Here is a 16,005-nt window from a genome sequence, read left to right as displayed (position 1 = left end):
GTGCTGCTCAATAACGATTAACAAATCATTATTGAACAGCACTGTATTGTTCAATAGTTTGAGGAATTCATAGTGTCCCGTACTATTATGCTTATCCCAGTTGGCGCTGGTGTTGGCCTAACTAGCGTTAGTCTTGGTGTTGTACGTGCAATGGAACGCAAAGGCGTTCTCGTTTCTTTCTTTAAGCCTATCGCCCAGCCTCGTCACGGTGGTGCACAGCCGGATCTGACAACAACGATCATCCGCGCTAACAGCGATATGAAAATTGCAGAACCATTTTCAATGGCACATGCAGAAGAACTTATCCGTAACGATAAGAGTGATGTACTGCTAGAAGATATTGTTGCACGTTTCAAAGAAGCGACAGTTAACTCTGAAGTTGCCTTAATCGAAGGCCTGGTGCCTACTCGCAAACACCCGTTTGCGAACCAGATTAACTATGAAATCGCGAAAACGCTGGATGCTGAAATCGTATTCGTTGTGGCTCCGGGTACTGATAACCCTGCACAACTTAAAGAGCGTATCGAAGTTGCATGTTCTAACTTCGGCGGTACTAAGAACAAGCAAATCTCTGGCGTTATCGTTAACAAACTGAACGCGCCAGTCGATGCTGAAGGCCGTACTCGTCCTGATCTGTCTGAAATCTTTGACGATGCTGAAGCCACTATCCCTTCAAATGTTGAAGTCATGCAGGTGTTCAACTCTAGCCCAATCCGTGTACTTGGTTGTGCACCATGGAGCTCAGAGCTAATCGCAACACGTTCAACGGATATTGCAACGCACCTTAACGCTGAAATCATCAACCACGGTGAGATCGCGACGCGTCGTATTAAGAGCATCACTTTCTGTGCGCGCTCTATCCCGAACATGGTTGAGCACTTCCGTCCGGGTTCACTGCTGGTCACTTCTGCTGACCGTCCTGACGTAATCGTAGCGGCATGTCTTGCTGCAATGAACGGCATGGAAATCGGTGCCCTGCTGCTGACAGGCGGCTATGAGCTACCTAAGCCAGTCGTGGATCTGTGTGACCGCGCATTCAAAACAGGCCTGCCTGTTATGACGGCACAAGGTAACACTTGGCAGACGTCTCTGAACCTTCAGAGCTTCAGCCTGGAAGTACCTGCTGACGATAAAGAGCGTGTAGAACTCGTTAATGAATACATGGCTAGCCACATTGATGGTCAGTGGATTGACTCACTCTCTGAAGGTTCTTCTCGCGAACGTCGTCTGAGCCCTCCGGCATTCCGTTACGAACTCACTGAGCTTGCGCGTAAAGCGGCTAAGCGTGTTGTTCTTCCTGAAGGTGACGAACCTCGTACCATTAAAGCTGCGGCTATCTGTGCCGAGCGCGGCATTGCTGAGTGTGTGCTTCTTGGTAACCCGGAAGAGATCAAACGTGTTGCTGAACAGCAAGGCGTAACACTAGGTGCCAGCGTTAAGATCATTGATCCTGACGCAGTTCGTGAGCAATACGTTGCTCGCCTGGTTGAACTTCGTGCAAACAAAGGCATGACAGACGTAGTTGCACGTGAAAAACTACAAGATTCTGTTTTCCTTGGCACTATGATGCTAGAAAACGACGAGGTTGATGGCCTTGTTTCTGGTGCCGTACATACGACTGCTAACACAATCGTACCGCCATTCCAGATCATCAAGACTGCACCTGATGCATCTATCGTATCTTCAGTATTCTTCATGCTTCTGCCTGATCAAGTACTGGTATACGGTGACTGTGCAATCAACCCGGATCCAAACGCTGAGCAACTGGCTGAAATCGCGATCCAATCTGCAGATTCTGCAAAAGCATTCGGTATCGAACCTCGCGTTGCGATGATCTCTTACTCTACCGGTACTTCCGGTAAGGGTGCAGACGTCGATAAAGTACGTGAAGCGACTCGCCTTGCTCAAGAGAAGCGTCCTGATCTCATCATCGACGGTCCTCTGCAGTACGATGCTGCAATCATGGAAAACGTAGCGGCTTCTAAAGCACCTAACTCTCCAGTAGCAGGTAAAGCAACTGTATTCGTATTCCCAGATCTGAACACGGGTAACACGACCTACAAAGCGGTACAGCGTTCAGCAGAACTCGTTTCTATCGGTCCTATGCTTCAGGGCATGCGTAAGCCGGTTAACGACCTTTCTCGTGGCGCACTGGTAGACGATATCGTCTACACCGTGGCACTGACTGCGATTCAGGCGCAACAAGCTGAAGACGCAGCTTAATAATTTATTATTAGGCTGATACAAAAGCTAATGCAATAAAAACGCCCTCGCATTGCGAGGGCGTTTTTTTATATTCTAAATAACTTATACCAACCAGCATACCGCTACAGGCTACAGGCTACAGGCTACAGGCTACAGGCTACAGGCTACAGGCTTTAGGCCTCACGCAGATAAATCAACCAGTAACCGATACCAACAAATACGCCACCACCGATGATATTTCCGATAGTCACAGGAATGAGGTTGTTGATAATGAAGTTACTCAGGGTTAAGTCAGCAAAGTCAGCCGGGTTCATACCACTCATCTGCCAGAACTCCGGCGATGCCAGGGTTTTAATACCAATCGCCATCGGCACCTGAAACATGTTCGCGATGCAGTGCTCAAAACCGGCAGACACGAACATTGCCACAGGCAAGATCGTAACCAATATTTTATCTGTCAGGCTTCGCCCACTGAAGGTCATCCAAACCGCAATACAAACCAGCACATTACACATAATACCAAGAGCAACCGCCTGGAAAAAATCGTGATGGAGCTTATGCTGGGCAATCTGCATGGTATTAATACCCACCGCACCATCGGCAGACATATACTGTTTTGTTACCAGCATGATACCAACTAAAAGCAGCGCACCAATCAAGTTACCCACGTAGACCATTGTCCAGTTAATGCAGAGACTCTTCCAGCTTATTTTACCGCTAGCTCTGGCGACTAAGGTAAGTACCGAGCTGGTAAATAACTCGCCACCGGTAATAATGACCAGGATAAGTCCCAGACTGAAGGCAATCCCGCCAACCAACCGAGTCATGCCCCATGCCATATCACCGGCTCCGGTGGTTACGGTTGTATAAAAGACAAAAGCAATACCGATATGAAGGCCGGCAGTAATCGCCAGCATAAAGGATTTTATGGGATCTTTGGTCGCTTTACTTACCCCAATATCTGCCGCTTTCTCCGCCATTTGGGGCGGTAAAAGGGAATCAAACTGACCCTGACTCATAAACTTGCACCTGATACACACTGAAATACATAAAAAAGTGGCTGGATAGTGGACCTAATTCAAGCAAAATTCAAGACTCGATCACAACAAAGCTCGATATAAACGAATAAACACCTCGGATATACCGAGCCAACAGATTTGGTAAACATACCTCAACATTTCGGTAATTATATTGATCAATTCGTACAAAAAAGCCCTCACAACCATCAAGCCATTGCCTCCGGAATCTTCATAAGGCCCACCATCCTTCAACCAGTCCCCATATCCAGTCATATATTGCTGCAGGCTGATCACTGAGTTGCTAAGATGCTGACAGTTACGGATACAAGGAATGGCCTAACTTTCATGGATATGCTAAATACATTCGGGCTGTTTCTCGGCTCACTGTTTTCTAACACCCTTGCCTCTCTTTCTGGGGGCGGTTCGGGTTTAATTCAGTTCCCACTACTCATTTTTCTCGGTCTGCCTTTTAGCATCGCTCTGGCCACCCACAAAGTTGCCAGCGTCGCTTTAGGCGTTGGAGCGGCACTTAAACATATTCGAGCCGGTAGCCTTAATTGGCGTATGACGGGTTACGTTATAGGATCAGGGATGTTCGGCGTCGTACTCGGCGCTAATATTATTTTATTTGTACCCGGCCGTATCGCAGAAGCAGCCTTAGGTGTCTTGATTCTCGGGTTAGGTATCTATTCTCGAATGAAGAAAGAACTGGGCCAGCAAGAGCAAAGTCGTCATCGTGATATAAAAGGTATGCTGATTGGTAGTCTCGGATTAGCAACCATCGGTATCCTCAACGGCTCTCTAACCGCTGGCACCGGACTTTTTGTCACTATGTTTCTTATTCGTTGGTTTGGCTTTGATTACAAGCAAGCTGTCGCCTTAACGCTGGTGAGTGTCGGACTGTTTTGGAATGGTCTTGGCGCGGCGGCCATATACGCTGCGGGGGCTGAAATTTACTGGCCGTGGATCCCGGTACTGCTTGCCGGTTCATTCATCGGAGGCTATCTAGGCGCTCATTTGGCAAGCCAAAAAAGTAATACGTTGATTAAGCGCTGCTTCGAAATACTGACCTTTGTGATTGGTTTCAAGCTACTTGGTGGTTTCTAGAAAAGCGGCTGCTCAAGCCGCTTCTTTTGACCCGATAAATTGGCTTTACGCCAACTCAGCCTGACAAACCATGTCACCTTCAAAGGTAACCACCTTAAGGGTATTGTCTTCCAGCAAACCAAAGCTTGCTTGATATTCCCCACGCGGCATGGTGACCGAACCTGGGTTGAAAACAAAAAACTCACCTTTCGGCTCAGCCAGAGGAAGGTGGGTATGGCCAGAGACAATTACATCCCCCGCTCTTAAGCGCGGGTGCTTATCACCATTATAAAGATGGCCGTGAGTCAGAAATAAGCGCCTGCCGTGAGGTAACAGTACCAGGTTATAATCTGCCATCATTGGAAAATCGAGCAGCATCTGATCGACATCACTGTCGCAATTTCCTCTCACCGCGGTAATTTTATCGGCGTACTGATTTAATAACTCAGCCACTTCTGTCGGTGCATAACCTTCAGGCAACGCATTCCTTGGCCCGTGATTTAACACATCACCCAGCAAGATTAAGTGTTCAGCGCCACTTTGCTCAAAAGCAGCAAGCATAGCCCGGGTGCTTACGGCACAACCGTGAATATCGGAAGCAAAAAATAGTTTCATGAGAAAAAACACAACATATGTAGCAAGATAATCTGAAATAGTACGCTGATGGTGACGATATTTCTATTTCTGTATATCGATTCCTGCAGCCTTTTCATTCTGTTTAATCTATTGGAATATCCTCGTGCAACATTCCATTCAGCACAATATTGTTGTAGCTGACCATCCCCATCACTTTGCCGTCTTCTATCACCGGAGCCCGGCTAATGCCAAACCGCTCGAACAGCCGTGCGCAATAACGCACGTCCATAGACGCATTCACAGACAAAGCGGGCTTAGTCATGATCTCATAGACATTGGTGCGCTTAGGTGAATGGTCCTGAGCAAGCACTTTCTTAGCAATATCATTCATTAGCACAATGCCATATTCATCATCATCATCGCGTTTATTTACAATCAACGCTTTAACCTGACGCTCTTTGGCAATAACGATCGCCTCTGCTACCGTAGTGATCCCCTCTACAATGGCGTAGGTATTTGCCATCACATCCCGCACACGAACAACTGGCTGTTTTCTCATAGTTTATCCTCCACGACCTTTGTCAGCTCTTCAACCTGATGAGCGACACCTACAGCATCTTCTACATCTAACTGAACCGCTATCCCCTGTCCGTTTTCATTGTCAAACTCACCCACTTTTTCAATGGTTTCTAATATTGAACGGGCAAGGTGCTCTTCAACCACCAGTAATAACACATCACGCTGTACTTCCAGGGTCAGGCCAAAAAAGGTTTTTCTTTTTCGTAACCCTTCACCGCGGGCATTATTGATGACCGTCGCCCCAGTCGCTCCCGCCTCACGAGCCGCATCCAGAACAGCATCGGTTTTTGTATCTTCGACAAAAGCGACTAATAATTTAAAGCGCATTATTCAGATCTCCCTTGATTTCTCTCACCAAGCCAGGCCGACAACTGGGCATAGCCCATCACTGTGATCATCGGAAATAAACTGGCAAAGGCAATCAAACCAAAACCATCTAACATCGGATTACGTCCTGGCACGGTAGATGCCAATCCAAGCCCAAGCGCGGTAACAATGGGTACTGTTACCGTTGAAGTTGTCACACCTCCGGAATCATAAGCCAGAGGAACGATCAATTTCGGCGCAAAATAGGTTTGCACCACCACAATGATATAACCCGCCATAATATAATAATGCAGTGGATCACCCACCACTATACGGTAACTGCCTAATGCAATCCCTATCGACACACCCAGAGCGACAGCGATACGTAATCCACTCACCTTGATTTCACCACCAGATACCTGATTCGCTTTGATTGCAACCGCAATCAAAGACGGTTCCGCCACCGTCGCGCTGAAACCAATGGCAGCCGCAAACAGGTAAATCCAGTAATAATCTGACCAATGAATATTGACCGGGATCAGCGCCCCTTCACCAAACAAAAAAGTAGGATCCGTCAGCTGCATGGCCATTGATTCCCCTAAAGGAAACAATGCCAGTTCCAATCCCATCAAAAACAACGACAAACCCAGAATGACGTAGAAAAACCCAAGAGCTACTCGATGCCAGTTCGCGACCGGACGACGTAATACGGCTAACTGAAAGCCAAATATGATGATCGCAATCGGCACCACATCCCTGATCGTCGTCAGCAATGTGTCAGTAAAATGGCCGAGGATTGAAGCGAACTGCGTCATTGCTATCTTTATCCCTCACTAACTCACAAACATGCCGTATCCCATGACAAAAATCATCGGAGTCAACGAGGCGAAGGCGATTAACCCGAAACCATCAACCATCGGGTTCCGTCCCTTAATCGACGAGGCCAATCCCACCCCCAATGCTGTCACTAAGGGCACGGTAATGGTCGATGTCGTTACCCCTCCGGAGTCGTAGGCAATTCCGATAATGCTGGGGGGGGCAAACCAGGTCATGGTCATCACCACGCAATAGCCACCGATTATCATCCAATGGATCGGCCACCCTTTCAGAATCCGGATCACCCCGATCATAATGGCAAAACCAACTGAAAAAGCGACCGTTAAGCGTAATCCTGATGCATAGTTCTCCTGGGCTGATTCATCTTTAGCTATCATTCCCCCTTCAGCGGCCACTTCTGCCGCTTCATTGGCGACGGCAGTCAAAGCGGGCTCAGCAATGGTGGTGCCAAATCCCAGACAAAAAGCAAAAATGAGTAACCAGGTCACGCTTCCTTTACTGGCAAAAGCATGTGCCATAGACTCGCCAATAGGAAACAATCCCATATTTAAGCCGAAGATGAAAAATGTCAGCCCCATTACCACGAAAAGTAACCCGAGCAAAATGGTGCCCCACTCAGGTAAAGGCTGCTGCAGAACGACCAGCTGAAAGAAGCTGATAACAGCTATGATAGGAAGCAAATCACGCAAGCTCAGCAGCATGGATCGGAATAAGGCGACGATTGCTTTCACTCCCCCCCCTGCCTGCTGCGTAAATTTCAATCAATAGGTTATATTAATAACCCTTTACCTTTCCAAGACAAATATTAATGCATGAGTCGGGAAGTTAAGCACATAATTGAATACTGAACAGACAAAGAACTTGCCTTTCATCTGGATAAAACACATTCTGTTAACAGGTCTGCGTCAGTTATGGCCGAAGCGCTCCAAGTAACATTCCATACTGTTGCAGCATGCCCCCACTCAAAAAGATTAACCCATTGAATAAAAAATAATTAAATAATGACCAATAGCTATTGGTTATACTTATACCCAAACCACTTCAATTGGTATTAAGTACGTAGTTAAGGATGAAGTACGGCAATGAATATTCTAGTCACAGGTGGTACCGGGTTTATCGGCAAAGCACTGCTTTCTCATTTCAATCACGATCATGATCATGTCACCGTACTAAGTCGAAACCCCACGATGGCTTATCAACGACTGGGGCATCATATCAAGGTCATTAGCAGCCTGGACGAGTTTGATAATCTGAATGATTTCGACGTCGTTATTAATCTTGCCGGCGAGCCCATCATCAATAAACGCTGGAGTGAAAAGCAAAAGCAAATCATCTGTAAGAGCCGTTGTGTCATCACTGATGCACTGGTGAAAAAGATCAAAGCGAGCGACAAGCCTCCTCATACTTTTATCAGCGGCTCGGCCGTTGGCATTTATGGTAACCAAAACTCCGATCCTTTCGATGAGAGCCTGGAAGTCAGTAATAACGACTTTGCTCACCTGGTTTGTAAAAAATGGGAAGACGCGGCATTAGCCGCCCAATCTGAGCAAACCCGAGTTTGCCTGTTGCGTACCGGCATAGTACTTGCCAAACATGGCGGGGCTCTTGCCAAAATGTTACCGGCTTATCAACTGGGATTAGGCGGACCCATTGGCAATGGCAAACAGTATTTTCCCTGGATCCACCTGCAGGATATGGTCAAAGGTATTTTATTTCTGATCAAACACCCGGAAGCCCGGGGGGCATTTAATTTCACCGCTCCGAATCCGGTGACTAACAAGGAATTCAGTAAGACCCTGGCAACCATACTACGGCGGCCACACATCCTCTACACTCCGGCCTGGTTATTAAAACTCGGCATTGGAGAATCTGCCACTTTATTGCTTGATAGCCAGCGGGCACTTCCCGCTAAGCTGCAAGATCAGGGTTTCCATTTCTGTTACCCAGAGCTGGAACATGCCCTGAGAGACACCCTGACCGAGTATAAATAAAAGTGTCGAGGCTCTAGCCCCTAGTCAATTAGCAATTAGCAATTAAGGCTATGATCGTAACGGCTGTAGTAATTGCCTCAGCATGGTGCTGATCATCATCAGCACCATGCCAATGGCCGCTAACGGCAAGATCAACCACAATGTCGGATGCCATTGTACCGGCAGTTCAAATCCCCACTTTACCAGCGCCGCCACAACGGCTTCGGCCCCGGCGACGGCCATGAGCCCGGCAAGCAGTGCCATGATGCCGTATTCCCCCCAAACCGTCGCAGAAATACGCTGTTTACTGGCGCCCAAAGTGCGGTATAGCTTTATCTCTTGCTGGCGTTGAGACAGGCTCAATCGTAATAACGTCATCACTAACAGTAAGCCACTGACCACCCCTACCCCCGCCAGCACCGACAAAGATAAAGAAACCTGCTGCAGCATCAACTGGATCCGTGAAGCCATCGTTCGCAGATCCAGTAGACTGACTGTGGGATAATCCCGCCCGAGCTGATTAACCAACTCGTTCTGATCTTGCTCTATACGAAAACTGACCAGCCAGGTTGCAGGTAAATTCGCCATCACATCAGGAGTGAAGATGAAATAGAAGTTTGGCCGCATATTACGCCATTCCACCAGCCGAATACTGGTCACTGTCGCTGAAAATGGCTGACTGTTCACATTAAAACTCAGCTCATCACCCAGCGAGATCCCTAATCGCTGAGCCAACCCTGCTTCAACAGAGACCCCTGTGGTAGTCGTCCATTCCCCCTCAACAATCTGATTATGAATCGGTAAGCTATTGCGCCAGGTGAAATTTAATTCTCGTCGTAGCGCTTCATCATGCTGTTCCGGATCTTGCACCTGATCTAAGACATCGCTGTTGTTAATCGTCACCAGACGCCCCCGGATCACCGGATATCCTTCAGAACGAGGCACCCTGTTTTTATCCAGATCTGCGAGATAACTCTGCTGCTGATCCGGGCTGATATTAATCGCAAACACATTCGGTGCATCAACCGGCAAGGTATGTTGCCAGTCAGCCAGTAAATCCGTTCGCAATAACCAAATCACAGCCAGCAACATCAGCGAACTGGTGAGCGCAGCCAGTTGCGCACCTGTCGTCAGGCGGCTACGACCAATACGGCTCAGGGCCAGTTTCATGGCGGGGCCCCACTTCCCTTTACGTAGCAAAGACACCACCGCTACCCCTAAGATAGCTAACAGGAACAGCACCACAGCCAACCCTGCCAGGGTCATCCACATAAACTTATTATCGCCAAACCAAATCAGTGCTGCGGCAGCAGGTAAAAGTAACAAACCATAACCTTTACGCTGTTTCGGCCATTCAGCCTGCTGCTGAATGACGGATATAGCGGGTGTATCCAACAGGCGAATAAGAGAAATCCCCACCCCGGGAATAGCCACCAGCAAAGCAACAAAAAGGCTGATCAGTAATGGCGAGGATCCCATTGCCGGTAGTGGATCCGGTAATACATCAGCCAAAGGCAGACGCAACAACGCTTCAAGCCCCCAACCGATAGACACACCGGCAACGGCAGCCAGCGAAAATAACATTGCCAGTTGCCCCGCCAGCCATTGCCATAACCAACGTTTACTTGCACCTAAACTCTTCATCATGGCAACAGTTTCGATACGCGTTGACGTATAATGCTGACACGTTAAGACCAGCGTTGCGGTCGCCATCATGATCACCAGGATCAAGGTAAGAGAAAGATATTGCCGTGCCCGCTCTATCAGTTCACCCGTTCGGCCCTGAGTCGTTTCACTCAGCCAGCGTTGACCGGGTTGCAGCTCGATCCCCTGCTGTAGCGCGGCTAACTTGTCATCACTACCGGTGAAATATGCCCGATATTGCACTCTGCCACCGGGCTGAATCGCCCCGGTGCTGGCGATATCATCATAGTGTATTAATACCGCAGGCATCTGACTGAACGGATTGAAAGAGAGCTCCGGCTCTTGCTCAATTTTTCCTGACACTTTTAGCTCTGTATCACCAATCGCGACAACATCCCCTTGCTTCACCTCCAATAACGAGAACAGTCGTTCCGCCAGCCACAGCTCACCCGGTTGCACCTGATTGTGTTTACCCTGCAGACTTTGGAGTACCAGCTCACCACGTAAAGGGAAATCACCTTCTACCGCCTTTACACTGACTAATTGCATCTGTTGTTCGCTGAACGTCATGGTGCCAAAACGGGTTTGCTGGGAAAGCGCCAGGCCAAGCTCACCGGCTTTGCTGATCAATGACGGCGCGATCGGATTGCCTGAAACCAGCACCAGATCAGCAGCAAGTACAGCTCGCCCCTGATCCGTCATGATCTTTTCAACCCGAACCACCAGTGCGGCAAGAGCAAACACACAGGCAATAATCAGGGTAAGTGCAACAGCGATCGGCCATAGCTGGCCATGCCACAATTCTCGCCAGCTCCATTTTAATAACAACCGTTGTTTCGGTTGCCCTGCCGCCTGACGGGTACCACTGATCTCTGTCATGCTGCCTCCACCTTACCGCCATGGATCAGCAAAGTACGGTCACAGCGTTCAGCCAGCTGAGGATCATGGGTCACCAGCACTAAGGTGGTGCCATGGTCACGGTTTAACGCAAACAGTAAATCAATGATCGTCGCTGCCGTATGCTGATCGAGATTCCCGGTCGGTTCATCGGCAAACAACACCTTGGGCCGGGTCATAAAGGCACGCGCTAACGCCACACGCTGCTGTTCACCGCCCGATAATTGCGATGGCAGATGCGTTTCACGTCCGGTCAATCCAACCTGATGTAAAAGCTCAGCAGCACGCGCTGCATCCCCCGCCTCCCCTTTGATAAGAGCCGGTAACATGACATTTTCAAGGGCATTTAAAGAAGGGATTAGTAAGAAGCTCTGGAACACAAAACCAATCGCATCACTGCGCAACGCTGCACGCGCTTCATCATCCAATTGTGAAAGCACGTTACCGAGCAGTTCAATTTCGCCGGAGCTTGGAATATCCAGCCCTGCCAGCAAGGTCATCAAGGTCGATTTACCGGCCCCCGACACACCAACTAAAGCAATCGCCTCTCCCTGCTCGACCTCAAGAGAAACATCCTGCAAAATGGTCAGTGATGACGTTGCCGTCGTCACCTGTTTGGAAACAGATACAGCCTTAATCACGGATGTTGACATAATGCGAATCCTTTCAGTTTTATTGATCTTTTTATTTTCACTAAACGCCTGGAGCAACACGCTATTGGTCGTTGGTGACAGCCTGAGCGCAGGTTACCAAATGCGAGCAGAACAGAGCTGGCCAGTACTATTAGAGCCGATGCTACAGCGACAAGGGCATAAAGTGACCGTCGTTAATGCCAGTATCTCTGGTGATACGACTGGCAACGGATTAGCCCGGCTGCCAGCTTTATTACAACAACACAACCCAGATTACGTCATTATTGAGCTCGGTGCGAATGATGGTTTGCGAGGGTTCCCGCCAGCCACTATCCGCAAAAACCTCAGCCAGATGATCAGCCAAATTCAGGCGATGGATGCCAAGGCCCTGCTGATGCAAATCCATGTGCCCCCGAACTACGGTAAACGCTACAGCGAAACATTCAGGACAATTTATCCGCAGCTCAGCAAAGAATTTGCAACGCCGCTACTGCCTTTTTTCCTGGAAAGGATCATTTTAAGAGAAGAATGGATAATGGAAGATGGTCTTCACCCTAAACCCGTTGCCCAGCCCTGGATTGCAGAGTTCATGGTTTCAGAATTAACCCCTTACCTTTAATACGGACAGCTATGACAACCTCAATACTTATTACCGGTTGCAGTACTGGTATCGGACGCCACTGTGCCCTGGCACTTAATCAGGCTGGCTACACGGTTATCGCCAGTTGCCGACGCACTGAAGACGTCGCTGAACTTCAGGGACAGGGACTGCATTGTGTCCAGATCGATCTGAACTGCAGCCAATCTATTCAGCATGGGCTGACAGAGACTCTTAAAATTACCGGCGGCAGATTAGATATCCTGTTTAACAATGCCGCCTATGGCCAGCCAGGTGCACTGGAAGACTTGCCCACTCAGGCTCTGCGTGAACAATTTGAAACGAACCTGTTTGGCTGGCATGAATTAACCAAAGCGGTGATCCCGTTGATGTTACAGCAAGGCAGCGGCAAAATTGTTCAGAACAGTTCGGTACTGGGGCTGGTGGCCATGAAATACCGCGGCGCTTATAACGCCAGCAAGTTTGCTCTGGAAGGCTACACCGACACGCTGCGACTAGAGCTGACAGATACGCCGGTTCAGGTAAGCCTGATTGAACCCGGACCTATCAGAAGCCACTTCAGGGAAAATGCCAAACAGAAGTTCGAACAGTACATTGATATTGCGAGTTCCCGTCACCAGCCGAGTTACAAAAAGACGCTGGATCGATTGGGTAAATCTTCGCCAACAAATAAATTTACGCTCTCTCCAGAAGCCGTTTTGCAGCCATTGTTACACATAATTAACAATGATAAGCCAAAACCTCGCTATTTCGTTACTCAGCCTACTTATCTCTTCGGCTTCCTGCGTCGATTACTGCCTACGCGCTGGCTGGATAAATTACTAGTGAAAAGTAACTAACCCTTATAGCTGTTGATATTAGTCGCTATTCACGCGGTTTGCTATCAAGTCCAAACTGTGCCTTTTTCTTGTTGTAACTACGCCTGCGAGCAGATAAAAAACCATGTGATCCTGTTCAAAAACAGCTCAGATAAACACTCGTAAACTAAAGAAATAGCCCTTAAAGCCAATTATTTGTTAGACACGACAAAAAAACACAATAATGTCACATTAGTGTCATATAAAAAGAGTACCTTACTGGATGTAGGCTGAAGGAACCCGTATCACTCATTTTCCTGCAGCACGCTCAACGAATAATAAATTAAATAAGGGTGTAGTTATGACATTGCGCCAGATAAATCTGCTTTGTGTCTGCGTCACACTCGCGCTGCTGTTAACATTCCAAAACTAAAAAGGAGAGCTATCAATGCTCTCCTTTTTTCATTGCCGCCTGCACGACTTCTTGATAATCCTGAATCTATCCCCATATATTTAACTAAACAGTCTATGGAATGAATGGCATGTACGAAAATTTAGCTATTGAACTGAATGAACAAAACCTGCAACAAGTGATTGAGCAATCGATGCAGACACCCGTTGTCATCAGCTTTTGGGCCCCCTCAATGCCTGAAACAGCGGAAGTTAATGCCCTGCTTGAAAAAATCACTGCGCAATATCAGGGACAACTTGTACTTGCAACTCTGGACTGTGAACAGCAACAAGCGGTCGCTGCACAATTTGGCGTTCGGGGCCTGCCAACGGTTGCCCTATTTAAAAACGGTCAGCCAGCAGATGGCAGCGCGGGCCCGCAAACCGAAGAAAGCTTACGTGCAATGCTAAGCAAACATTTACCCAGCCAGGAAGAGATGCAGTTGAAGCAGGCGTTAGCTCTGGTCGACAATCAGGATTATGCACAGGCACTGCCTGTACTTCGCCAGCTTGCAACCAGCTTCCCGAAAAATAGTATTGTAGCTTTAGCCATTGCTGAATGTTTAGTTGAAACGGCACAGTTTGATGAGGCTGAAACCCTGTTAGCAACCGTGCCGATGCAAGATCAAGACTCTAAATTCAAAGGCTTAATGGCAAAACTTGAGCTGCATAAACAAGCCAGCGATTCACCGGAAATTCGTTCACTGGAAGAGAAACTGACGGCAAACCCGGCTAATACGGAAGTCTCTTTTGACTTAGCAGTGCAATATAGCCAGGTAAATCGCCAGGAAGAAGCACTAGAGCTATTAATTACAATCCTGCGACAGGATCTGAATTTCGCTGATGGTAATGCCAAGAAAACGATGATGGATATTCTGGCCGCACTGGGTCAGGGCAATCCGGTAGCGGGCAAATACCGCCGCCAGCTCTACTCCCTGCTTTACTAACACCAAATATGGTATAAAACCATTTCATACAGAAAAGGCCATGATGATATTGGCCTTTTTTACCTCATATACCCCATAAAAATATCAAAACACAGACATCAGCAGTATCGCTCAATGGCAAAAGACGACTGGAATTGCTATAACAAAAGTCAGCTCTTTAATTGTCTGATCCTATTATGCTTAAATCGTTACTTTCAAAAGCACTTCTCATACTGCCTTTTTTCTCGAATTCAGCTTTAGCTGAACCCATCGTATGGCTGGCTAAAGATGCCCAGCGCCAATTCGTTATTCTCGGCTCCATCCATGCAGGCACAGACACCATGTACCCATTGCCCAGGGCTTTTTTACAACAGTGGCAATCAACAGATGGATTGATCGTCGAAGCCAATATTCTGAATCCACCACCAATGAATATCGAGACTTCAGGGCCAACATCTCATAGCCAGTTAACCACTGGTGAGATGAAAAAACTCACAGATATAGCCAATCAATTCAATCTTCCTTACCGAACTCTTAGCAATAACCCGCCCTGGTTAACCGTCGTGAGTCTGCAAATGGCACTGGCCAACCATATCGGCTTAAATGCGGAGCAAGGGATTGATTACATTTTATTAAAAAGAGCTGAAAATCAGGGCTTGCCCATTTTCGAACTGGAAAGCATCGAGCAGCAATTAACTCTGCTGCAAGACTTACCGGATCATGGGAAAGAAATGCTGGTAAGTACAATCAATGAATGGGAGCAAATGCGTGGGGAGTTATCTTGTTTAATCGATGCATGGCAAGCCGGTGACAGTCAGCAACTCATTCAATTATTTGAAGATAGTCATTATTCAGATGAAACCGATAATCGACTTATTTTTAATAGGAATAAACATTGGGCAGAGACATTGCTCAACGATAAACAGTATCAGCAGGGACACTATGTGGTTGTCGTAGGGGCATTTCACCTGTTTGGCGAACAAGGCTTACCTAATTTACTTAAGCAGCGCGGTTTTACCGTTACGCGTTTGACTCAGGAAAAGTCCGCTAACTGCAATTAGAGGTGGTGGTCCGCCATTTATCAGAAGCCGGAGATGCGTTACCAAACTGCGCTATTCTCTGGAATTTAGATCAAAAAAAGCCCCGTCTTCCGACGGGGCTTTTTTAATGTGGTCGGTGAAGAGGGATTCGAACCCCCGACCCTCTGGTCCCAAACCAGATGCGCTACCAAGCTGCGCTATTCACCGAACTGTTTTAGGCTTATTGCCAAGGAAATGCATGCATTACCTGAATATGGGGTGGCTAACGAGGCTTGAACTCGCGACAACCGGAATCACAATCCGGGACTCTACCAACTGAGCTATAGCCACCATTGTAAGTGGTCGGTGAAGAGGGATTCGAACCCCCGACCCTCTGGTCCCAAACCAGATGCGCTACCAAGCTGCGCTATTCACCGACATTA

15 protein-coding genes and 3 tRNA genes are annotated in these 16,005 nt (G+C 47.8%); 7 read left to right on the top strand and 11 right to left on the bottom strand.

All coding sequences use genetic code 11. From position 1 onward, the window contains the following. Positions 1 to 72 precede the first annotated feature (72 nt). Positions 73 to 2,223, top strand: a complete 2,151-nt coding sequence (gene pta / locus L4D76_RS17140) for a phosphate acetyltransferase (protein ID WP_428442112.1) — start codon at positions 73 to 75, stop codon at positions 2,221 to 2,223. Positions 2,224 to 2,378: 155 nt separating this feature from the next. Here pta and focA read toward each other — a convergent pair whose 3' ends face one another. Further along, positions 2,379 to 3,224, bottom strand: a complete 846-nt coding sequence (gene focA, locus L4D76_RS17135; RefSeq protein WP_428442111.1) for a formate transporter FocA — start codon at positions 3,222 to 3,224, stop codon at positions 2,379 to 2,381. Positions 3,225 to 3,569: 345 nt separating this feature from the next. On the opposite strand from focA, the gene L4D76_RS17130 reads away from it, so the two are divergent. After that, positions 3,570 to 4,331 carry a sulfite exporter TauE/SafE family protein gene (locus L4D76_RS17130; protein ID WP_428442110.1) on the top strand — a complete coding sequence of 254 codons (762 nt, stop codon included), beginning with the start codon at positions 3,570 to 3,572 and terminating at the stop codon, positions 4,329 to 4,331. Positions 4,332 to 4,376: 45 nt separating this feature from the next. Here L4D76_RS17130 and yfcE read toward each other — a convergent pair whose 3' ends face one another. From yfcE to L4D76_RS17105, 5 genes are all read right to left on the bottom strand, one after another. Then, the gene (yfcE, locus tag L4D76_RS17125) at positions 4,377 to 4,925 is read right to left on the bottom strand and encodes a phosphodiesterase (RefSeq protein WP_428442109.1); all 549 of its coding nucleotides are present in this window, start codon (positions 4,923 to 4,925) and stop codon (positions 4,377 to 4,379) included. Between the two features lie 103 nt (positions 4,926 to 5,028). Then, positions 5,029 to 5,445 (bottom strand): CBS domain-containing protein, encoded by a 417-nt coding sequence (locus L4D76_RS17120; RefSeq protein WP_428442108.1) that lies wholly within the window; start codon positions 5,443 to 5,445, stop codon positions 5,029 to 5,031. Continuing rightward, positions 5,442 to 5,792 carry a P-II family nitrogen regulator gene (locus tag L4D76_RS17115; protein ID WP_428442107.1) on the bottom strand — a complete coding sequence of 117 codons (351 nt, stop codon included), beginning with the start codon at positions 5,790 to 5,792 and terminating at the stop codon, positions 5,442 to 5,444. Before L4D76_RS17115 ends, L4D76_RS17120 begins: the two co-directional genes overlap by 4 nt. Then, positions 5,792 to 6,586, bottom strand: a complete 795-nt coding sequence (locus L4D76_RS17110) for a DUF1538 domain-containing protein (RefSeq protein WP_428442106.1) — start codon at positions 6,584 to 6,586, stop codon at positions 5,792 to 5,794. Before L4D76_RS17110 ends, L4D76_RS17115 begins: the two co-directional genes overlap by 1 nt. 18 nt (positions 6,587 to 6,604) lie before the next feature. Beyond that, the gene (locus L4D76_RS17105; RefSeq protein ID WP_428442105.1) at positions 6,605 to 7,339 is read right to left on the bottom strand and encodes a DUF1538 family protein; all 735 of its coding nucleotides are present in this window, start codon (positions 7,337 to 7,339) and stop codon (positions 6,605 to 6,607) included. 351 nt (positions 7,340 to 7,690) lie between these two features. Here L4D76_RS17105 and L4D76_RS17100 point away from each other — a divergent pair, with 351 nt between their 5' ends. Next, positions 7,691 to 8,599, top strand: coding sequence for a TIGR01777 family oxidoreductase (locus L4D76_RS17100; RefSeq protein ID WP_428442104.1), 909 nt, complete (start codon positions 7,691 to 7,693; stop codon positions 8,597 to 8,599). Between the two features lie 48 nt (positions 8,600 to 8,647). Here L4D76_RS17100 and L4D76_RS17095 read toward each other — a convergent pair whose 3' ends face one another. Together L4D76_RS17095 and L4D76_RS17090 are read right to left on the bottom strand one after the other, a co-directional pair. After that, a complete protein-coding gene (locus L4D76_RS17095) occupies positions 8,648 to 11,101 on the bottom strand; it encodes an ABC transporter permease (RefSeq protein WP_428442103.1) in 2,454 nt (817 codons plus the stop codon). Next, positions 11,098 to 11,772, bottom strand: coding sequence for an ABC transporter ATP-binding protein (locus L4D76_RS17090; RefSeq protein WP_428442102.1), 675 nt, complete (start codon positions 11,770 to 11,772; stop codon positions 11,098 to 11,100). Before L4D76_RS17090 ends, L4D76_RS17095 begins: the two co-directional genes overlap by 4 nt. Between L4D76_RS17090 and tesA the strand changes: the two genes are divergently transcribed. The 4 genes from tesA (at position 11,771) to L4D76_RS17070 (ending at position 15,604) form a co-directional block, all read left to right on the top strand. After that, positions 11,771 to 12,370 (top strand): multifunctional acyl-CoA thioesterase I/protease I/lysophospholipase L1, encoded by a 600-nt coding sequence (gene tesA, locus L4D76_RS17085; RefSeq protein ID WP_428442159.1) that lies wholly within the window; start codon positions 11,771 to 11,773, stop codon positions 12,368 to 12,370. The genes L4D76_RS17090 and tesA overlap by 2 nt on opposite strands. 11 nt (positions 12,371 to 12,381) lie before the next feature. Continuing rightward, the gene (locus L4D76_RS17080; protein WP_428442101.1) at positions 12,382 to 13,209 is read left to right on the top strand and encodes an SDR family oxidoreductase; all 828 of its coding nucleotides are present in this window, start codon (positions 12,382 to 12,384) and stop codon (positions 13,207 to 13,209) included. 500 nt (positions 13,210 to 13,709) lie between these two features. Next, positions 13,710 to 14,564 carry a co-chaperone YbbN gene (locus L4D76_RS17075; protein ID WP_428442100.1) on the top strand — a complete coding sequence of 285 codons (855 nt, stop codon included), beginning with the start codon at positions 13,710 to 13,712 and terminating at the stop codon, positions 14,562 to 14,564. A 176-nt stretch (positions 14,565 to 14,740) separates the two neighbouring features. Beyond that, positions 14,741 to 15,604, top strand: a complete 864-nt coding sequence (locus L4D76_RS17070) for a TraB/GumN family protein (RefSeq protein WP_428442099.1) — start codon at positions 14,741 to 14,743, stop codon at positions 15,602 to 15,604. Between the two features lie 109 nt (positions 15,605 to 15,713). Here the strand turns inward: L4D76_RS17070 and L4D76_RS17065 are convergent. From L4D76_RS17065 to L4D76_RS17055, 3 genes are all read right to left on the bottom strand, one after another. Further along, positions 15,714 to 15,790, bottom strand: a tRNA-Pro gene (locus L4D76_RS17065). A gap of 47 nt (positions 15,791 to 15,837) precedes the next feature. Further along, a tRNA-His gene (locus L4D76_RS17060) sits at positions 15,838 to 15,913 on the bottom strand. Positions 15,914 to 15,922: 9 nt separating this feature from the next. Next, positions 15,923 to 15,999: transfer RNA gene (locus tag L4D76_RS17055), tRNA-Pro, on the bottom strand. Between the last annotated feature and the right edge of the window lie 6 nt (positions 16,000 to 16,005).

Origin of the sequence: Photobacterium sagamiensis (assembly GCF_050337085.1) — a bacterium.
Lineage (GTDB): Bacteria > Pseudomonadota > Gammaproteobacteria > Enterobacterales > Vibrionaceae > Photobacterium > Photobacterium sagamiensis.
The sequence above is the reverse complement of the archived record's forward strand: the minus strand, read 5'-3'. Positions and strand labels throughout refer to the sequence as shown.